This window comes from Echinicola sediminis, assembly GCF_054777495.1.
Map to the genome: position 1 here is coordinate 1 of NZ_BAAHAP010000054.1, position 20,243 is coordinate 20,243.

A 20,243-nucleotide genomic window follows, 5' to 3' on the forward strand; every position below is an offset into this window, starting at 1 on the left:
TTAATAGGGATTTTTAACGTCAATTATTTTATAAAAAGTCTATTTCGAATACTTGCAAATTCGAAATTTGAATTGTTTCTTTGTGACATCCTTTACTTTTTAAAAGTACAAGGATTTATACAGAAGAGGTGAGAGACAGGCTCATTGACCCTCTGGCAACCTGGAAAATCCAAGGTGCCAATTCCTGCCAAATGTGAATATCCTCATTTGGAAATATAAATTCTTAACAAATGAATTTTATAAAAAGGATAAGCAAAACACGCCAAACACAAACTTCGATCAACTTCTTTTTAATGTATCCCTTTATGGAGGACATGTATATACTTCAACCCATGGCATTTTAAGCCAAGGTATATTTATTATTTCAATTGACTCAATTTAAAATTTTCTAACTCAATTAACCGTCATAACTATGGCACAAGCATATCATTTCGACACTTTACAGTTACATGCCGGTCAGGAACCGGATCCAACCACCAAATCCAGAGCCGTTCCCATTTACCAGACATCTTCTTATGTTTTTGATTCTGCCGAGCACGGAGCCAACCTTTTTGGTCTGAAAGAATTTGGGAACATCTATACCAGGATCATGAATCCTACCACGGATGTTTTTGAAAAAAGAATTGCCGCATTGGAAGGTGGGGTTGCCGCATTGGCCACTTCATCAGGACAGGCCGCACAGTTTATCGCTTTAAACAATATCATACAGGCGGGAGAAAATTTTGTCTCCTCCCCTTTCCTTTATGGAGGTACTTATAACCAGTTCAAAGTGGCATTTAAGCGCGTGGGCATCGATGCCCGCTTTGCCAAAAGCGACAAAGCCGAAGATCTGGAAGCAAAAATAGATGACAAAACCAAAGCCATCTATGTAGAAACCATCGGAAATCCTGAATTCAACATCCCGGACTTTGAAAGCATCGCAGCCTTGGCCCAAAAGCATGACCTTCCCTTGGTAGTGGACAACACCTTTGGCGCGGGAGGTTTCTTGTTCAGGCCCATAGCACATGGCGCTAACATCGTGGTACAGTCAGCCACCAAGTGGATCGGCGGCCATGGCACCTCCATAGGAGGAGTAATAGTAGATGCAGGAAACTACAATTGGGGCAATGGAAAATTCCCTCAATTCTCAGAACCTTCTGAAGGCTATCATGGATTGAATTTCTGGGAGACTTTCGGAGAAAACAATCCCCTGGGACTGCCCAACATTGCCTTTGCCATTCGTGCAAGAGTAGAAGGCTTGAGAGACTTTGGCCCTGCCCTTAGCCCCTTCAACGCTTTCCAGCTTATTCAAGGCCTGGAGACCCTTTCACTTCGGGTACAGCGAACAGTGGACAATGCCTTGGCCATTGCCAAATGGCTGGAAAACCACCCCAAAGTACAAAAGGTAAATTATCCGGGACTGGAAAGTAACCCTTATCATACGCTGGCCCAGAAATACCTGACCAATGGCTTCGGCGGTGTATTGAGTTTTGAACTGAAGGGAGACAAAGAAACTGCCAGTGCCTTTATCAACAACCTTAGCCTGATTTCCCATCTGGCCAACGTGGGGGATGCCAAAACCCTGATCATTCAGCCCTCGGCAACCACACACCAACAGCTCAATGACGAAGAACAGCTGGCGGCGGGAGTTACCCCTACCTTGCTGCGTCTGTCCTTGGGCATCGAACATATAGACGATATCAAAGGCGACATTGAGGCGGCCTTTGAAAAAATAAAGTAAAAAATGAACTTACAATCACCGTATCTGATTACCGATATGAGCCAAGAAGTTTTCCACTGTGAGGAAGAATTGAAGTTGGATTCCGGAGAAGCCCTTCCCCGCTTTCAATTGAGCTATACCACGCAAGGCCATCTTACCCCCAAGAAAGACAATGTCATCTGGGTGGTGCATGCCCTGACCGGGGATGCCAATGTGCAAAGCTGGTGGAGCGGAGTAGTTGGGGAGGACAAATTCTTTGACCCCACCAAATACTTTATTGTATGTGCGAACCTCTTGGGGTCCTGCTATGGATCCACCCAACCCTTGAGTGAAAACCCGCAAACCGGCATACCCTACTATTACGATTTCCCTAACCTTTCCACCAGGGACATCGCCGCGGCTTTTGACCGACTGCGTGAACACTTGGGAATCGAGCAAATAGATACGGTGATTGGTAGTTCTTTAGGTGGGCAAGTGGCACTGGAATGGGCCTATTCCCTTCAGGAAAAGGTGAAGAATGCCATCATCATCGCCTCCAATGCAAAGACTTCCCCATGGACCATCGGCTTCAACGAAGCCCAGCGGATGTCCATTGAGTCTGACAGCACATGGGGACAAAACTCCCCTGATGCGGGCAAAAAGGGACTGGAAGCCGCCCGTGCTATTGGCATGCTAAGCTACCGGCACCAGGACATCTTTCAGGCCAGCCAAGGCGAAACCGAAGAAAAAACCGACAATTTCAAAGTCAGCTCTTACCTAAGGTACCAGGGCCAAAAACTGGCCAACCGTTTCAATGCCCTTTCCTATTGGGTGCTTACCAAGGCCATGGACAGCCATGATGTAGGCAGAAACCGCGGCGGCACGGCCAAAGCCCTTTCTGAAATCAAAGCCAAAGTGCTGACCATAGGAATCAACACCGACTTGCTTTTCACCAAGGAAGAATCCCAATTCATCAGTAAAAATGTGCCCAAAGGCACTTATCGGGAGATTTCTTCCATTTATGGACACGATGCCTTTTTGGTGGAAAATGAGCAACTAAACTATATTTTAAAATCTTTTTATCTGGAAAATAATGGCTAAACAGATTGGATTATTTGGCTTCGGGGTAGTCGGTCAGGGCTATTATGAAATCGCCCAAAAACATCAAAAAGAGCTCTTGCCTTCGACCATAGTCGTTCAGAACAAAAACAAGGAGCGAGATTATGCCCTGCCATTTTCTTACGACCCCAAGGACATCCTGGAAGGGCCTGCAGAGTTGGGAATAGAGCTGATTTCAGATCCAAATGAAGCCTTTCTGTATGTAAAGACTTTACTGAAAAAAGGTAAAACGGTCATCTCTGCCAATAAGAAGATGATCGCAGCACACCTCCCTGAATTGCTCCAACTGGAAAAAGAGCATGGCGGGAGCCTACTCTACGAAGCCTCGGCTGCTGCTGGAATCCCAGTGATCACCACCTTGGACACGCATTTTGAGGGTGACCGGATCAATGCGCTTGAAGGCATACTGAACGGTTCATCCAACTACATTCTTACGCGGCTTTTTGAGGACGGACTGAGCTTTCAAGATGCTTTGGCTTTGGCCCAGAAAAACGGCTTTGCGGAAGCTGATCCTACCTTGGACATCAATGGCAGTGATGTGAGCAGCAAGCTGACCATTTTGATCCTCCATGCTTTTGGCCAATATATTAAAGAAGACAGTATTGCCACTTTAGGTATTCAGCATATAAGGAAAGAAGATGTGGAGCTGGCCAATGCTTTTGGGCTGAAAATCAAGCTGCTTGCCAAAGCCCAGCAAGGCCCTTCAGGCGTGGAAGCTTATATCCTGCCTACCCTGGTCTGCCAGCAAAACGCCTTGTATAGGGTAGAAAATGAATACAATGCCCTGAAAGTACTCTCCGACAATCTCGGGGAGCAGTTTTATAAAGGTAAGGGGGCTGGAAGCCATCCTACTGGAGCCTCGGTTTATGCGGATTTGTGCAAAGCAGCTAAAGGATATTCCTACAGCTACGATAAGCTAGAAGGCCAAATCCCTGCCGTTGCCCATCCTGAAAAAGGCAGCATAGAGGTAATTATCAGGAGCAAAAACCTGGACGCGCTCAAAAAGTTGGCCCCTGAAGCTACGGAAAGCTTTGTGGGTGAAAATCACTGGGCCATTGCCCGATTGTCCACGGACAGTTTGATCCAAAACCAGGACTTGATTGGCCAGCACAAAATTTCCATCATTGCTATCAACGGGGCAGTGGCATTGGAAAGCTTGCAGGAAAAACTGAAAGGAGCGGTGAGCTCCGCAGTCAACTAATCATTTCAGAACGTGTGTAAATCCCTTGTTTTGGTTAACTTAAAGCATGGAATTTACACAGATTAAAGAAACCTGCCTTTACATCAACGATTTGGATAAGGCGGAAAAATTTTACCACGACAACCTGGATATGCCGGTAATTTCCCGCGAGGAAGGCCGGCATATCTTTTTCAGATGTGGCAGCGCTGTTTTACTTTGTTTTATTCCGGAGGCCACCAAAAACGAAAAAGTACTCCCTCCCCATTATGCCTCTGGGAAACAACACATTGCTTTTGAAGTGGCCGCTGCTGATTACGCTGCTTCCCGGCAGAAGCTTATAGACCGAGGAATACACATCACCCATGAACAGCCCTGGAAAGATGGCCTGATGAGCTGCTATTTTGAAGATCCCTTTGGCCACGTTCTGGAAATAGTTCCCAAAGGAATCTGGGAGTAAATCCGGGTCAAACATTAATTCTGGTTTTCCCACAGAGAACGTAGGGCTCACAGAGAAAGAGCCTCAGTTCTATGAAACAGCCTTTATTCTGAATACCACCTTACTCCCAAAAATCCGCATTTTGAATGTCCGCTTCTTTGGCTTTAAATACCGGATCCTTACCGGCTTTTAGCTGCTTTTGGTAATCCTTCAGTACCTTCAGTGCGGGTTTTCTCAAGAGTAAAATAGCGATCACGTTTAACCAGGCCATCACCCCTACTCCGATATCCCCCATCATCCAGGCTACCTCCGCCGCACGGACAGTTCCATAAAAAGTCGTCACCAGGATCAACAGCCTTAGCCCCCACAATGACCAGGCCCTGTGCTTGTTTCGGTTGAGGTAACTCAGGTTGGTCTCCGCTATGTAGTAATAAGCCATAATGGTGGTAAAGGCAAAAAACAACAGCGATATGGCTATGAACCCACGTCCAAGATTAGGAAAATGCGTTGCCACGGCATATTGGGTATATTCCGGGCCGATTTCTACTCCCGGCAGATTTCCTACAATAAAGCCTCCCGCCGGATCTATGATGTTATATTGGCCGGTAAAGAGGATCATCAGTGCCGTGGCTGTACAGACAAACAGGGTGTCCACATAGACCGAAAAGGCCTGCACCAGACCCTGCTTGGCAGGATGGCTCACCTCTGCCGCAGCCGCCGCATGGGGGGCGGTTCCCTGACCAGCCTCGTTGGAATAAATGCCCCGCTTTACTCCCCAGGCTATGGCCATTCCAAATACCCCGCTGAAAGCGGCTTCCATATTAAAGGCGGACTTGATGATCAGTGACAGAATACTCGGAACTGCTGAAATGTTCATCAGGATAATGACAATGGCCATCAGGATATAAGCTGCCGCCATAAAAGGCACCACTATTTCCGCTACCTTGCTTATCCGCTTCACCCCTCCTATGATGATCAGTCCAAGGAAAACCGTCACCCCAATACCGGTGTATTCCACAGGAACGTCAAAAGCATTCTGCATACTTAGGGCAATACTATTACTCTGCACCCCGGGCATAAACAATGCCGTACTCAAAATGGTGGCAAAGGCGAAAAGCAGCGCATACCATTTTATCCCCAAGCCCTTTTCGATATAATAGGCCGGACCGCCACGGTATTCCCCCTCATTTACCTCTTTATAAAGTTGTCCCAGAGTAGACTCTACAAAAGCCGATGAAGCACCGAGGAAGGCGATGACCCACATCCAAAAAACGGCTCCTGGCCCGCCCATGGCAATGGCTGTGGCCACTCCGGCAATATTGCCCGTGCCTACTCTTCCCGAAATGGCTATGGCAAAGGCCTGAAATGAAGAAACTCCCTGATCGGAAGATTTTCCTTTAAACAGCAGCCTGACCATTTCTTTTAAATACCTGACCTGCAAAAATCCGGTCACTACCGAAAAGTAAACCCCTGTTGCTAAACACAATACAATCAGGGCATTGCTCCAAACCACCGCGTTGATGGCCTCTATGATCTCTTTCATTTGGGTAAATTCTATGTTTTTGCTTCAATCAAAACTTTTACGCACAGCTTGTCTGCTGCGGAAACCCCAAATAAAAGAAAAATTTATCAGAAATTTCAAAATAATATTTCACCAACCCCGATTTTTCCATTAATGGAAAACACCTTGTCCAGGGCAATGTCTAAAAAGCTTTGCCGTTATTTTTAGACGGTTTTGCATTTTAGCCAATAAGATTGGTTTAATACAGATACCTGATTAATTTTGGAGGAATTCATGACGATATGAGCAAATCTTCGAGGAAAAAGAAACGGCTAGGAAGTTTTAAGTTTATGAGTGTGCTCTTCAGCACCACCCTTTCCCTGTTTATCGTAGGGCTCTTTGGGGTCATTGTCATTCAGGCAAAAACCCTCACTTCCATCATCCGCGAAAATATCGAAATCCAGATTTTTCTCAACAAAAACCTGTCGGATTCCGACATGGCAAAAATCGGAAAAACCCTGGAGGCCAAACCTTATCTTCTGGTCAAGGAAGAGGGGGCACAAGTTACCTTTATTTCCCAGGATGAAGCTGCAGAATCATTTTTGGAGGATACAGGGGAAGATTTCAAAGCCTTTTTGGATGACAATCCCCTGCGGGACAGTTATGTGATTTCTGTAAAAGAAGAATTCCAGACTTCCGAGGAAATGGGCAAAATAGTCGCCGAACTGGAAGACATCAACGGGGTGTTTGAAGTCACCTATATGAACGATCTGGTGGAGTCCATCAATCAAAACCTTCTCAAGGTAAGTATCGTGCTGGGTGCATTTATCCTTATCCTGGTCGTCACCGTGATCATCCTGATCAATAACACCATCCGTCTTGCCCTGTTTTCCCAACGCTTCCTTATCAGGAGTATGCAACTGGTCGGCGCCACAAGGGGATTTATCAGAAGGCCTTTCCTGAACAGATCCTTTCTTTTCGGGGCTTTGGCGGGCATTTTAGCCTCTGGATTATTACTAGCCCTGATCGAATATACCAAAGCCAATATCGACGGCTTTGCCCTGCTCCAAAACAATGAAATGTTAATGATCCTCTTTGGGGGATTGGTGGCTTTGGGAGCAATCTTATCGTTTTTCAGCACCCTTAGGGCTGTCAACAAATACTTAAACATGTCCTTGGACGAACTTTATTAATATGGATCAAAACAACCTGCCTTTTTCAAAAAAAAATTACATCCTGATGTTAATTGGCATAGCCATTATCGTTGTGGGATTTATCATCATCGGACTGGACAGTGAACCTCACGGCTTTGGGTTTATGGGACTTACCTTAGGACCGATCATTACGCTTTTCGGCTTTGTTTTCGAATTTTACGCCATTTTTCACAAATCGGAAAAATAAACTATGACCATCATCGAAGCCATTATCCTTGGCATTATTCAGGGGCTTACTGAATTTTTGCCGGTATCCAGTAGTGGGCATATTGAGCTGGGGGCCTTTTTGCTGGGGGTTGAAGCAGGAGACAACCTGCTTTTTACCGTAGTAGTCCATGCCGCCACGGCACTGAGTACCATTATCGTCTTTAGAAAAGACCTGATGAGAATAATCCTGGACCTGGTTAAATTCCAATGGAACGGAGGAACCAAGTTCGCGGCCAAAATCCTGGTATCCATGATCCCCATCGGTATTGTCGGAGTATTGTTCGAAGAACAGCTGGAAGCCCTCTTTGGAGGAAAGATCGTATTGGTAGGTTCCATGCTGCTGGTGACGGCAGCACTGCTGGCCTTCTCTCATTTTGCGGCCAAGCGCGATGGCATCGTTACCTTTCCGAAGGCCATTATCATCGGTATAGCCCAGACCATTGCCATATTGCCGGGGATGAGTCGGTCGGGCTCTACCATTGCCACGGCTTTGCTGATAGGAGTAGAAAAGGAAAAAGCCACCAGATTTTCCTTTTTGATGGTGCTTATCCCCATACTAGGGGCATCGGGCATCAAGCTTCTCAAATACATCAAAGACCCCAGTATCGCCGAAGGCATTTCTGCCGTAAGTCTTACTGCGGGATTTATCGCTGCATTCCTTGCAGGACTGGCAGCTTGTATCTGGATGATCAACATTGTCAAAAGAGGAAAACTCTTTTACTTTGCTATTTATTGTGCCATTGTGGGCAGCATCGCTGTGCTGGGCGGATTATTAATGTAAAATGAACCAACAAGAACCTTACGGAGAAGTATTCCTGATCAACAAACCCTATCGCTGGACCTCCTTTGATGTGGTCAAAAAAATCAGGAATGCCTTGAAAATAAAAAAAGTAGGCCATGCGGGGACTTTGGACCCCTTGGCAACGGGACTGCTGATCATTTGTGCGGGAAAAAAAACCAAAAGCATCAATGATTTTATGGGGCAGGAAAAGGAATATACCGGAACTTTCGTTCTCGGAAAAACCACCGCCTCATTTGATCTGGAGCAAGAAGTGGAGGAAGTAGCTGATCCCTCCCACTTTACCCTTGCCGATGTGGAAGCGGCCTGTGCCCAGCTCACAGGAGAAATCATGCAGGTCCCCCCTAGCCACTCGGCCATCAAAAAAGATGGAAAGCGGGTGTACGAATCGGCCAGAAAGGGTATTGATGTAAAGCTGGAACCCCGGCCGGTCACGGTATCTACATTCGAAATCACACGGTTCGAACTTCCTGAAATAGACTTTAGAATCGTCTGTTCCAAAGGAACCTATATCCGCAGCCTGGCTCGGGATCTGGGCGAACTCCTGCAAGTGGGAGCCTATATGTCGGCACTTTGCAGGACAAGGATAGGTGATTCACTGCTCTCTGATGCGGTGGATGTCCTTGAACTTGTCGAAAAAATCAAAGCGGAAAAAGCCAATAAGGAATGAAAATTTACGAAGGACTAGACCATTTCGAACCGGTAAAAAACACCGTGGTGACCAGTGGCACCTTCGACGGGGTCCATCTCGGACACAAAAAGATCCTGGCCAGAATCCGCGATATTGCCCAACAGATGCAGGGAGAAACGGTACTGATCACCTTTTGGCCCCATCCACGTCTGGTACTGCATCCCGAAGAGCATAACCTCAGGCTGCTCAGCACCTTTGAGGAAAAAGCCAAGCTTCTGGAAAATGAAGGCATCGACCACTTGATCACCATTCCCTTTACCAAGGAATTCAGTCAGCTTACCGGAGAGGAGTTTATCCAAAAAATCCTGATCGATAAAATACATACCAAAAAACTGGTCATCGGCTATGACCACCGATTCGGAAAAAACAGGGAAGGCAGCTTTGACCATTTGAAAGCCAATATCGACCGCTATGGCTTCGAGCTTGAAGAAATTTCCCGCGAAGACGTGGACCATGTGGGCATCTCCAGCACTAAAATCCGGAATGCCCTGCTTGCAGGCCATGTCGCTGTGGCCAACGAGTTTTTGGGCAGGCCTTATGAGCTCAACGGTATTGTAATCAAAGGGCAGCAGATAGGAAGATCCATTGATTTTCCAACCGCCAATATCCATGTACCCAGCAATTATAAGCTGATCCCCAGTGACGGGGCCTATGCGGTTCTGGTCGGTGTGGAGGGAAAAACACTCAAGGGCATGCTCAATATCGGCAAGCGCCCCACGGTCGACGGTTTGGAAAAAACCGTCGAAGTCCATCTTTTTGATTTTGATGACAACTTATACGACAAACAAATCACAGTTTATTTCAAAGATTTTTTGAGAGCGGAAAGAAAATTTGCAAATTTAGATGAGTTAAAGGCCCAATTGGAAAGGGACAAACAAAGGGCAAGGCAGATTTTAAGTTAACGCTTTTTTTTACCTATGATCAACAAAACCGTAAGCAACGCCGAAGAAGCTGTCAAGGACATCGGCAGCAATACCGTCTTGATGCTGGGAGGCTTTGGCCTTTGTGGCATTCCTGAAAACTGTATCAGTGCTTTGCTGAAAAAGGACATTTCAGGGCTGACCTGTATCTCCAACAATGCCGGAGTGGATGACTTTGGCATTGGCCTGATGCTGCAAAAGCGGATGGTCAAAAAAATGATCTCTTCCTATGTGGGCGAAAATGCCGAGTTTGAAAGGCAGCTCCTCAGCGGTGAGCTGGAGGTGGAGCTGATCCCACAGGGCACCCTTGCCGAAAGGACACGCGCGGGTGGTGCGGGAATCCCGGCCTTCTTTACCCCGGCAGGGGTAGGCACCGAAGTGGCTGAGGGCAAGGAAATCCGGGAATTTGACGGTAAGCTTTACATTCTAGAGCGATGGCTCAAAGCCGACTTTTCCTTGGTCAAAGCCTGGAAGGGCGACACCGCCGGCAACCTGATCTTCAAAGGCACGGCCCGGAACTTTAACCCCATGATGGCCACAGCAGGAACCGTCACCATTGCCGAAGTAGAAGAGCTGGTTCCTGTAGGGGAACTGGATCCCAACCATATTCATACGCCCGGAATCTTTGTGCAGCGCATTTTTCAGGGCAAAGGCTATGAAAAAAGGATAGAGAAAAGAACCATCAGAGAATAAAGGCCCAAAGACCCGGAAAGCTATGCTATCAAAAATCCAGATTGCCCAACGTATCGCCAAAGAAGTAAAAGCCGGCCAATACATTAATTTGGGGATTGGCATCCCCACGCTGGTCGCCAATTATATACCGAACGAACTCGATGTGGTCCTGCAGTCCGAAAACGGGCTCTTGGGGATCGGCCCCTTCCCTACCGAAGAGAATGTGGACGCTGACCTGATCAATGCCGGCAAGCAGACCATCAGCATGGTCAAGGGCTCGGCCCTTTTCAGCTCGGCAGACTCCTTTGGCATGATCCGTGGAGGCCATGTAAACCTCACCATCTTGGGAGCTATGGAGGTTTCCGAAAACGGGGACATTGCCAACTGGAAAATCCCCGGCAAAATGGTCAAGGGCATGGGCGGCGCCATGGACCTGGTGGCCTCAGCCGAAAACATCATCGTGGCCATGCAGCACTGCAGCAAAGAGGGCAAGTCCAAACTTTTAAAACGCTGTACCCTGCCCATCACAGGGATCAAATGTGTCAAAAAGATCGTCACCGACCTGGCCATGCTCAAGGTCCTTCCCGAAGGAGGCTTTAAGCTGCTGGAGCGGGCACCCGGAGTAAGCGTGGAAGAGATCCAGTCCAAAACGGAAGGCAGACTGGTGGTGGAAGGAGACATCCCGGAGATGGTGGTTGGTTAAAAAAATCAGACAATATCTGTCAAACAATTACATTTGGAGAATATCCCAAAAAACTTTTCTCAATTAATTGCATTCATTTGACGATTCGTGATTAGCGAATCGCGAATCGTTGGCAGGCACTATCAGAATGGATTCATCCTTGAATCCAAGGAAATCAAATCAAAACCTAAGTCAGGCCAGCAGTGAAAGTAAACCAAAATTATAACATGAGTAACTTCGAAAGATTAATTCAAATAGAAGGCGATTCTCAGCTCTTACAAGAACTTCAAACGGTAAAATATGAGATTGGTATGATTGAATTCATAGAGAAAGAAGATATTCTCCCTTTAAGTGAGAAATATGAAAAAATTGGAAATTTTGAATTAGATATTCTTGCCATAAGAAAGTCAAACAATGAAATCGTAATGCTTGATCATGATTCGCCAGACTACGAAATGGGAAATTGCGCTAAAGATATTAGGAGTTTTCTTAAGGCTTTAGAAGGTTTTATCAATTTTATGGAGGCTTGTGAGGAAAATGAAGAAATGTTTAACGATTTCGATCAAATGGAAGTAGTGGCTAATGATTCTTCCTTAATTGCGGGAAGCAAGGAATATCTATGGTTCTATAAAATGATGTACGGAATTTAAGAAAAAGCAAAGCACATAACTACGGATCATTGTGCATGCACCGGTTTGACTCTGTTGGATTCCTAAGTGTTTTTTTTATGATAGAAATAAAAACAAACGAATGCGGCTCTCTCTATTCTAATTAGCATAGCCGAAGCACTAAGAATCTGCGTGGATCAGCGAGATCTGCGGGAAACTAATGATGAATTTTGAAGCGATTGTTCTAAATCCTTAAAACCACCAAATCGATCCTCCCCATAGTACCTTCAGGGCTTTCCTGATCAAGCCTGGAGCACCCCTGCTCCCATCCGACTATCTCGCCTCACTTTAAAAATATCCAAAGCTCTTTTCTGCCCTATCGGTTTACCCTTAAAACCAGTAAGCATTTTCGCAAACAGCCATTTACAACCAAAAACCGTTCTTTTTTACCTCCTTTTTTACTAGGTTGAATTTCCTTACACCTTACTGTACCTCAATGACAAAGAAAGCATCCCAACGCATACTTCGAACAGTCTTGCTGCTTGGAACCATCATCTCCCTATTTTTCGTACCATGGATTGTGGTAAAGGCCTGGATTTTACCCTTGCCGGATACGGTTCAGCAACAGGTAAACCAAGCTATTGATCACGGATTTGATGGGATCATTGTTTATGTGGACCAACCAGGTCAAGCCCCTGCCTTTTATGCCGCTGGATGGCATGACCGAAAAAACCACATCCCTGCCGACCCGAAAGCCCTATTCAAAATTGCCAGTATCAATAAGCTCTATGATGCGGTAGCCATCACCAAGCTGGTCAGCGACCAGCGCTTGTCCCTGGATATTACACTGGCGGATTACTTTCCGGAACTTGTGGGAAAGATTGAAAATGCCGAAAAAATCACCTTGAGAATGTTGGTACAGCACCGAAGTGGCATTCCCAATTTTACCGACACGCCCAACTTTTGGATGGATCCTCCCAAAAGCAGCGAAGAAGCCCTTGAAAAAGTCTTTGACCTACCGGCGAACTTTGAACCAGGCGCTAGCTATGAATACTCCAACACCAATTATTTGTTGATTTCCGAACTCATTCAACAAACCGTGGGTTATAGCAAATTCCAATACATCAAGGAAGAAATACTGGGCCCACTTGATCTGAAAAACACTTTCGGTTCCCTCAAGGAGGTGAATCTGGACAAGCTGATGAGCGGTTACTATGTTGGCATAGAGGAGGACATAAAGACTACCGACTATGGTTCCATGATCGCAAGTGCTGAAGATGTGGGCATATTTTTACGGGCATTGAATGACGGTACTTTGTTTGAAGAAGGAGAAAAGGAAATTTATTCCTCTATTTATGTCTACGAACATACCGGGCTGATTCCAGGCTATCAGAGCATCGCCAAATATCACCCGGATATTGATGCTGTGGTTATTCAATTTACGAATACTACGGATTTTACCGGATACCAGTGGAACTTATCGGAAATTGCCTATAACCGCATCGTTAAAATACTGAGGAATAAAAAAGAGTAAGAATAGTCTTTTCATAAATTAAACTAACTTACAATAACCATTTATCCTGCTAAGCGGCAAGGTGTTTACTGAATAAAGAAAACTGAAACGGATATGAAACTTTCCTCCAAAACCCAACATATTTATGACCAGCTTAGTGCTGCATCCACTAAGTTGGGAGACTTAAAGAAGATGGCCAAAGAGATCAAGAAAGACCATGCCTTGGCCATGGAATTATGGTCAGCAGGGAACTATTTCCCCAGACTGATGGCCGTTCTTATCATGGACAAAAAACTGCTTTCTCAGGAATTTCTGGACACTTTGGACCAAGATATGCAAAATCACCCTCCTGCAGAGCGAAACCATTTGATGGAGTGGCTGATGGCCAATCAGCTCACCAAAGATAAAAAAGCCATTGCCCTGATTCAATCCTGGCAGCAAAGTCCCTCTCCCCTCCAAAGACGAACCTATTGGTACTATCAGGCCAGGTTAAGATGGACGGGACAGACCCCTCCGGAAAACACACCTGAGTTGCTTTCCATCATAGAGGCCAGCATAGCCAAAGAAGCACCAGAGGTCCAATGGGCCATGAACTTCACTGCCGCCTGGATCGGAATTTATGAAGAGAAATACCGGGAGCGCTGCATCCGCATAGGAGAGAAAACAGGGCTGTATAAAGACGAAAAGGTAGCAAAAGGATGTACCCCAAACTATTTGCCGGCATTTATAGAAATCGAGGTGAATAAAAGGAATAAAGACTAAAAAGCGTTTATTTCGCATCGTGATCAGCCAAATAAAAAATAGCATATTTACCAAGGTTCTTTGGGCCTTTATGGGCTTTTACCTGCTCAACATCAGCGTAGATACCGCAGACCCTGATCCTCAACACCTCCCGGAAGACTTATCCATCAACGACCAAGAAAGTATCGTTGAGCTTGTGGTGGAAAAATTCCTGGGGTTTGAAAACGCTTTCAAAGAATACGATGATCCGGACACCGAAAAGCATGACAAAAAGAAAAATGTCAAGATAGACCTCTTGGTTCATTTTTCTCTAAAGTCTGCTATTATCCGTCCACACTTAATCATAGAAAAACAGGCATTCCCTGATCACAAAAGTGACCTGCCCGAGGGTTTTGATCCAATAGACAGCCCGCCACCCAAAATTTGATTTGCTTTTTTCTTAGTCAGCAGCTCCCTTTTGACACTAAGTCATCAGGGAAATTCTTCATGCTTAAAACAAATCAAAAAGATGAACATCAAAAAAACATGGATGCTAATGACGGCTTTGGCATCTGCTCAATACAGCTATTCCCAAACTTCTAATATAGAAAAAGACAGTCTTTTCATTTCACAAGTGGAAAGCATCCAAAAACCGGCGAAAGTTTTACACGCCGAGCCCCTCTATATCGACCTGATTCGCGATCTGGGTGCAAGAAAGGGGGAAAAAGAATGGAACATAGGCTTGGGCCTGACAGACAATCTAAAATATGACTCCTATGAGGCACTAATTGAATATGAGTGGGCTCCTATAAACCGGTTGGGATTAGAAGTGGAATTGCCTTTTACCTTTTACACGCCCGTCAATAACACCGAGAAAGACTCCATTCCTTCCAATCGGCTAAACAGCCTAAAGATCGCTGCTCAATGGTCGTTTTTCGTCAATGAAGCCATGGCAACTTCAATGGCTATTGGCTACATTAATGAGTTTGAACTCTCTGAGTTCAGTAACTTTGGGGAACCAACTGTAAAAGGGAACATCTACAACCCATTTTTAGTGGTCGCCAAACGTTGGGGATACAACATTCATTCCTTGATATATACAGGTCCCAAAATTGAACAGGCTTTTTTGACCAACGAGTTTCACCTGACTTACGATGTCAACACCAGTTTTCATTATATGATTTCAGGAACCAGGAACTTCATCGGACTGGAGTTCAATAAAACCTTTGATGATAAGGACTTTGACATGACCATTCGGCCACAGATGCGTTTAGGCGTTGCGGACAATCTGATGATAGGCATTGTGGGGGGAGTTCCCGTGAGCAGGGAAAAGCAACGGTTAAGCTCTTTTATCCGGTTGATCTGGGAACCTCAGCATAGGCAAAAGTAAATCAACTATCGGTAGTCAATAATAAATCTGAAGGCCGTAAGCAGTTAGCTTGCGGCCTCACTATCCTATATTGTTTCGGGTAAGTGGAGAACAGTTACCGTTACTCATCCATAGTTTTGTTGTTAAATAAGAAGGTGAATTTTTCCTATATTGATAGAGATAAAGCTTTCATAAAGTTGGGATAAATTTGACCTCCAATATTCCCGAATAAAAACCATGCATTCTATAGATAGCTATGCCTCCTTTTACCTCTACCCGTGAAAAACGGCTTTGGCTTTGGGCCTTGCTGGTGTTTGCGGCCATTTATGCCACGCTTTTTATGGGACAGCCTTTGGCCAGGCAACTCCGCGATCAGAATGTTCAGGCCGTATTTTTTGTTTTGGGCATGTTGTTGGTTGGAGCAGCCATCATCTTTCACGGCATAAGGACAAAAGCCAAAAAGCTTGAATGGGTCCTGCTTATAGGGATAACAGCCCTTGTCGTCATGTTCACTTTCAGGTTAGGGGCTCCCGAGCGCAGCCATGTAATGGAATACAGCATATTGACCATTTTTATACACAAGGCACTGTTGGAAAGGGCCCGACTGAGAAAGCCACTTCTTGCCCCTTCTTTACTTGCATTTATGATTTCCTTTTTGGTGGGCCTTTTGGATGAAGTTCTACAGAAACTCCTTCCCAACCGCGTATTTGATCCCCAAGACATCCTATTCAATGGGAGTGCCGCGCTCATGGTGGTAGGAATCCGGGTACTTTTAAATAAAATCCGGCTACTGCTCCGCAAAGAGAAAAATTAAAACCATTGAATGCCAGCACATTGTAACGCTCAGAATTTTAGGCTATATTCATCAGGCCGGGCACAGGTATGACTCCGGCAGAAAGAATCAGGGCCCATGAACAAATTGAGGTATTTACTAATTCTCTGTATTTTCGCTTCCTGTAAAGCGCAATACAGCCGTGATCTTTCGCAGCACAACACTTTTTATAAGCAAGAAGTTGCTTTTGTTTCAAACAGGGATGGTAATTACGAAATTTATCTGATGGATAAAAACGGAGGACACCTTCTGAATATTACCCAGCATGATTCCCTTGATTTTAATCCAGCTTGGTCCAGCAAAGGAAGCGAATTATATTTTTACTCCAAAAGAGACGGCAATGCAGAGATTTATACGGTCCAATCCGACCGCAGTACTCTGATGCGCCTGACGGATAATCTCTCCAAAGACCTTAGCCCAGCCCTCTCGCCTGATGGACATAACATCGTGTTTGTGAGCGACAGGAATCCCCCTGCCCGCAACCTCTATCTCATGGACAAAGACGGTAAAAACGTCAAGCCGTTGACCCAAAACAACCTCTATGAAGAAAGTCCCGAATGGGCCCCGGATGGAAAAAGAATACTTTTTACCCGACAACTACCGGATTCCTTGGATACCTCCCATTCAGGTAATGGGGAGATTTTCATCATTGATGCCAATGGAGGAAATGAGAGAAGACTCACCCATAAACCGGGCTATGATTCAGGAGCCAAATTTTCTCCCAACGGGAAACAAATTGCCTTTTATGGTCAAAGTGAAGAAGGAACCTGGGACCTCTTTATCATGGATGCCGAGGGCCATGGGTTGTACAATCTCACGCAGGATAGCATAGAATGTTATTCCCCGGACTGGTCCCCTGATGGTAGATGGCTGATATACACCGCAGGCAACAAGGGAATATATAATATTTGGAAAATCAATATCAGGACCAAGGAACGCGTGCCCTTGACCAATTCTTCAGGAAGAAATGAAAGCCCTGTTTGGAAAAAATAAGGCTCTCAAGCCAAGCAATTCGGAAAACATGCTGGCGGACCACGAGGATCACCGCTTTTAAATTCAAAAGTCTCATGAACGAAATCAATTTCAATGTAGGGCTAAACATCGCCATCAAAATCCCCAAATCAAAGTACGACCAAACCGTGCATTTCTATAAGGAAATTTTGAAAATGGACGTCTCGGAAAGGAACATCAACAACCCCACCGTTTCCCGAACCCATGAAGTCAAATTTGGGAATAATACAGTCTGGCTGGACTGCGTGGACAATTATACCCATTCAGAAACATGGTTGGAACTTAAGACACCAGATGTCGAAAAAGCCACCGAATATTTAAAAAGTAAAGGGATAGCCACCTGTGATGAATTGGAAGAAATACCTGAAGAAAATCATTGGATTATGGATCCTGCCGGAACGGTCTTCATCATTGGAAAAGAGGATACAGCCTATTCCTTGGAGCAAAAGAAGGAGGACAGTCAGTGAGGCGATCGGATAAGTGCTGGTCCTGCTGATCCGCCCCATCGGAGAAGCCTTTCTTCCACGCACAAGCAACCCTCATAGGTGCAAAGAATGTATTCAAGATTAAAAAAACAAACTTATGGACCTCGACAAAAATAAAAAACATGCCATGGACTTTTACCGAATGGCCTATGAAGGCAATCCAAAGGAGGCCGTTGAACGTTACGTCGGAAATGAGTACATTCAACATAACCCTGCGGTGGCCAACGGTACTGAAGGATTTATCGCCTACTTTGAAAAGATGCAAAGGGAATATCCTGAAAAATCCATCAGCTTTGTACGCTGTATTGCGGAAAGAGACTTGGTTGCCCTCCACACACATCAGATATGGCCGGGAAAGGAAGAATATGTAACCATGGACTTTTTCCGCTTTGATAAAATCGGAAAAATTTGTGAACACTGGGACTCCATACAAAAAGTCCCAGAAAAATCCGCCAACCCTAATAAAATGTATTGAGCTATACCCTTCTTTCAACCTGGATTAGACAATGGTAATCGTTATATATTTTTTATGGCGTATTTCATGTTCAACTATCAGCTACACCAGCCATCGCCCCAAGGAGAAAGAAATCAGACCTAAAATTAAGGTTACCTGTAGAGCGGCAATACATAAATGCTTGGTAGTAGCCTATAGCTATAAAACTTCTTGCCAGATCAGGGAAGAGCATATTGACATTATTGAGTACATTAATGATGGATTGCGTTCAAGCACATGAAAAGTTATTACCTTCCTATCTGCCTGATCATCATTTTGTATTTCACCAGTGTCACGCTTTGGGCACAGGAGGATAGCTCTTGGCATCAAAAACCCACTTTGACCCTTTCCGGCTTTGCAGACCTGTATTATGTATACGACCTGAACCGGCCCCAAGGCAGTATGAGGCAGACGTTTTTGTTTAACCACAATCGCCATAATGAAGTCAATGTAAACCTGGCCATGCTAAAAATAGCCTTGGAAAACCCAAAATACCGTGCAAACATCGCCTTCCAGGCCGGCACCTATGCACAAGACAACTATGCCGCGGAAGATGATCTATTAAAGGGCGTATTTGAAGCAAATGTGGGTATTGCTCTTTCCCAAAACAACAGACATTGGCTGGATATGGGGATATTTCCTTCACATATTGGATTTGAAAGTGCCCTTTCTATGGACAACCTGACCCTTACGAGATCCCTTGCCGCTGAAAATTCACCCTATTTTCTCAGCGGGGCAAAATATTCCTATCGTCCCTCTGAAAAATGGGAACTTGCCGCGCTTTACCTAAATGGCTGGCAACGGATAAGGCGTCTGGAAGGGAATTCCCTGCCATCTTTTGGCACCCAGCTTTCCTTCACCCCTCATCCGAATACCACCCTTAATTGGAGCACTTTTCTTGGTACTGACACACCTGACTCTACCAGAAGAATGCGTTACTTCAATAATTTTTACGGACAGTTTAGACTCGTGTCTGCTTTCCAGCTGATTGTAGGTGTTGATGTTGGTGCCCAGCAAGAGTTCAAGGGAAGCTCCAATTTAGATTGGTGGTTTGGCCCGGTCATCATCGGTAAGCTCGCTTTTAATAAAGTTTGGTCCACCTCCCTTCGGGCTGAATATTATCAGGATAAAACCGGCATCATTGTGCCCACCGGAACAAGGAACGGTTTTCAAACCATGGGGTTTTCCATTAACCTGGACTATGCTCCATCACCTGCTCTTTTGTGGAGATTGGAAACAAGGTGGATGGACAGCAAGGACCGGATATTTGAAACCAAAGCCGGTTTCTCCGACGATAACCTGATCATTGCTACTTCCCTGGCCATCAAGTTTTCCGAGTACCTTTCAAAAAAGCATTAGCAATTCCTCTTCATCCTTACATTCGCGGTCATGACAAAAGTAAAAGCTTCAAAACCCTTGCAGGTCAAATTAGGGAGATTTTATACTTGGAACTTTATTTCATCCTTCGGCCAATAACATAAAGGCTGACTTTTATAAAATCTCAGCGAAAACAGGTGCTAATGCTGTTAGATGCTTATTGAACAGTCATAATTTACCATTTCTCCGCAAAATCCGCCCAAATTCATCAGCATCCTTTTACGATCCAAAAGAAAAACACTATTTTTGCGGTTCATTTACTTTTGAGCAAAAGGTAAAAGCCAGTTTTAATTGTTTTTAAAAGGAACTCGAATCATTGTTTAGTAGTTTTGAAATGAAAATCGAAAACAACCCATGAAAAATTCCGAGATAAAATTTAAAATTAACCTCGACGAAAAGAATCTACCAAAAACCATTGAGTGGGATGCCACAGATAAAGAGGGAGAAGGTACCGAGCAAACCAAAAGCATCAGCCTGAACGTTTGGGACAACCTGAACCACAGCACCCTTAGAATTGACCTTTGGACAGAAGACATGTCAGTGGTGGAAATGAAGCGTTTCTACATTGATATTTTAGGAGGAATGGCCCAGACCATCCTTAACAGCACAGGCGATGAATACATGTCCGAGGAAATGAAAGACCTTTGTGACAGGTTGGTACAGCATGTCAACGAAGAAAATAAAAACACGAAATAACAGTAACCGATACCCCAAAATCCTCAAGAGCGCCAGAGAT

General features: G+C 45.0%; 23 protein-coding genes and 1 riboswitch. Of the genes, 22 read left to right on the forward strand and 1 reads right to left on the reverse strand.

From position 1 onward, the window contains the following. Positions 1 to 112 precede the first annotated feature (112 nt). Positions 113 to 222, forward strand: a riboswitch (SAM riboswitch). A gap of 190 nt (positions 223 to 412) precedes the next feature. The 4 genes from ACYVAA_RS14160 to ACYVAA_RS14175 are packed head-to-tail and all read left to right on the forward strand — an operon-like array spanning position 413 to position 4,434. Further along, positions 413 to 1,720, forward strand: coding sequence for an O-acetylhomoserine aminocarboxypropyltransferase/cysteine synthase family protein (locus ACYVAA_RS14160; protein WP_460542809.1), 1,308 nt, complete (start codon positions 413 to 415; stop codon positions 1,718 to 1,720). A 3-nt stretch (positions 1,721 to 1,723) separates the two neighbouring features. Then, the gene (metX, locus tag ACYVAA_RS14165; protein WP_460542811.1) at positions 1,724 to 2,779 is read left to right on the forward strand and encodes a homoserine O-acetyltransferase family protein; all 1,056 of its coding nucleotides are present in this window, start codon (positions 1,724 to 1,726) and stop codon (positions 2,777 to 2,779) included. Beyond that, positions 2,772 to 3,998: a homoserine dehydrogenase gene (locus tag ACYVAA_RS14170; RefSeq protein WP_460542813.1), complete on the forward strand. Its 1,227-nt coding sequence runs from the start codon at positions 2,772 to 2,774 to the stop codon at positions 3,996 to 3,998. The genes metX and ACYVAA_RS14170 overlap by 8 nt, the downstream gene beginning before the upstream one ends. A gap of 46 nt (positions 3,999 to 4,044) precedes the next feature. Beyond that, on the forward strand, positions 4,045 to 4,434 hold the full coding sequence (locus ACYVAA_RS14175; protein WP_460542815.1) for a VOC family protein: 390 nt from the start codon (positions 4,045 to 4,047) through the stop codon (positions 4,432 to 4,434). 100 nt (positions 4,435 to 4,534) lie between these two features. Here the strand turns inward: ACYVAA_RS14175 and ACYVAA_RS14180 are convergent, their stop codons facing one another. Further along, positions 4,535 to 5,956: an alanine/glycine:cation symporter family protein gene (locus ACYVAA_RS14180; protein WP_460542817.1), complete on the reverse strand. Its 1,422-nt coding sequence runs from the start codon at positions 5,954 to 5,956 to the stop codon at positions 4,535 to 4,537. A 260-nt stretch (positions 5,957 to 6,216) separates the two neighbouring features. Between ACYVAA_RS14180 and ACYVAA_RS14185 the strand changes: the two genes are divergently transcribed. From ACYVAA_RS14185 to gldC, 18 genes are all read left to right on the forward strand, one after another. Next, positions 6,217 to 7,107 (forward strand): cell division protein FtsX, encoded by an 891-nt coding sequence (locus ACYVAA_RS14185; protein WP_460542819.1) that lies wholly within the window; start codon positions 6,217 to 6,219, stop codon positions 7,105 to 7,107. 1 nt (position 7,108) lies between these two features. Beyond that, the gene (locus ACYVAA_RS14190) at positions 7,109 to 7,315 is read left to right on the forward strand and encodes a DUF3098 domain-containing protein (RefSeq protein ID WP_460542821.1); all 207 of its coding nucleotides are present in this window, start codon (positions 7,109 to 7,111) and stop codon (positions 7,313 to 7,315) included. A gap of 3 nt (positions 7,316 to 7,318) precedes the next feature. After that, on the forward strand, positions 7,319 to 8,116 hold the full coding sequence (locus ACYVAA_RS14195; protein WP_460542823.1) for an undecaprenyl-diphosphate phosphatase: 798 nt from the start codon (positions 7,319 to 7,321) through the stop codon (positions 8,114 to 8,116). Position 8,117: 1 nt separating this feature from the next. Further along, positions 8,118 to 8,804 (forward strand): tRNA pseudouridine synthase B, encoded by a 687-nt coding sequence (gene truB / locus ACYVAA_RS14200; protein ID WP_460542825.1) that lies wholly within the window; start codon positions 8,118 to 8,120, stop codon positions 8,802 to 8,804. Then, positions 8,801 to 9,727, forward strand: a complete 927-nt coding sequence (locus ACYVAA_RS14205) for a bifunctional riboflavin kinase/FMN adenylyltransferase (protein ID WP_460542827.1) — start codon at positions 8,801 to 8,803, stop codon at positions 9,725 to 9,727. Before truB ends, ACYVAA_RS14205 begins: the two co-directional genes overlap by 4 nt. A gap of 15 nt (positions 9,728 to 9,742) precedes the next feature. Next, positions 9,743 to 10,438, forward strand: coding sequence for a CoA transferase subunit A (locus ACYVAA_RS14210; protein WP_460542829.1), 696 nt, complete (start codon positions 9,743 to 9,745; stop codon positions 10,436 to 10,438). Positions 10,439 to 10,460: 22 nt separating this feature from the next. Further along, on the forward strand, positions 10,461 to 11,120 hold the full coding sequence (locus tag ACYVAA_RS14215; protein WP_460542831.1) for a sugar phosphate isomerase family: 660 nt from the start codon (positions 10,461 to 10,463) through the stop codon (positions 11,118 to 11,120). A gap of 206 nt (positions 11,121 to 11,326) precedes the next feature. Beyond that, positions 11,327 to 11,749 carry a hypothetical protein gene (locus tag ACYVAA_RS14220; RefSeq protein WP_460542833.1) on the forward strand — a complete coding sequence of 141 codons (423 nt, stop codon included), beginning with the start codon at positions 11,327 to 11,329 and terminating at the stop codon, positions 11,747 to 11,749. A 454-nt stretch (positions 11,750 to 12,203) separates the two neighbouring features. After that, entirely contained in the window at positions 12,204 to 13,241 is a 1,038-nt protein-coding gene (locus tag ACYVAA_RS14225) for a serine hydrolase domain-containing protein (protein WP_460542835.1), read from the forward strand. Positions 13,242 to 13,334: 93 nt separating this feature from the next. Then, positions 13,335 to 13,982 carry a DNA alkylation repair protein gene (locus ACYVAA_RS14230; RefSeq protein WP_460542837.1) on the forward strand — a complete coding sequence of 216 codons (648 nt, stop codon included), beginning with the start codon at positions 13,335 to 13,337 and terminating at the stop codon, positions 13,980 to 13,982. A 19-nt stretch (positions 13,983 to 14,001) separates the two neighbouring features. Beyond that, positions 14,002 to 14,388 (forward strand): hypothetical protein, encoded by a 387-nt coding sequence (locus ACYVAA_RS14235; protein ID WP_460542839.1) that lies wholly within the window; start codon positions 14,002 to 14,004, stop codon positions 14,386 to 14,388. 81 nt (positions 14,389 to 14,469) lie between these two features. Further along, a complete protein-coding gene (locus ACYVAA_RS14240) occupies positions 14,470 to 15,330 on the forward strand; it encodes an HAEPLYID family protein (protein ID WP_460542841.1) in 861 nt (286 codons plus the stop codon). A 235-nt stretch (positions 15,331 to 15,565) separates the two neighbouring features. Then, a complete protein-coding gene (locus ACYVAA_RS14245; RefSeq protein WP_460542843.1) occupies positions 15,566 to 16,123 on the forward strand; it encodes a VanZ family protein in 558 nt (185 codons plus the stop codon). Between the two features lie 96 nt (positions 16,124 to 16,219). Next, positions 16,220 to 17,134, forward strand: coding sequence for a TolB family protein (locus ACYVAA_RS14250; protein ID WP_460542845.1), 915 nt, complete (start codon positions 16,220 to 16,222; stop codon positions 17,132 to 17,134). A gap of 74 nt (positions 17,135 to 17,208) precedes the next feature. Beyond that, entirely contained in the window at positions 17,209 to 17,619 is a 411-nt protein-coding gene (locus tag ACYVAA_RS14255; protein WP_460542847.1) for a VOC family protein, read from the forward strand. A gap of 115 nt (positions 17,620 to 17,734) precedes the next feature. Then, complete coding sequence (locus ACYVAA_RS14260) at positions 17,735 to 18,112, forward strand: nuclear transport factor 2 family protein (protein ID WP_460542849.1); 378 nt, start codon at positions 17,735 to 17,737, stop codon at positions 18,110 to 18,112. A 255-nt stretch (positions 18,113 to 18,367) separates the two neighbouring features. Further along, positions 18,368 to 19,489 (forward strand): porin, encoded by a 1,122-nt coding sequence (locus ACYVAA_RS14265; RefSeq protein WP_460542851.1) that lies wholly within the window; start codon positions 18,368 to 18,370, stop codon positions 19,487 to 19,489. 372 nt (positions 19,490 to 19,861) lie between these two features. Next, complete coding sequence (gene gldC / locus ACYVAA_RS14270; protein WP_460542853.1) at positions 19,862 to 20,203, forward strand: gliding motility protein GldC; 342 nt, start codon at positions 19,862 to 19,864, stop codon at positions 20,201 to 20,203. Positions 20,204 to 20,243: the final 40 nt, after the last annotated feature.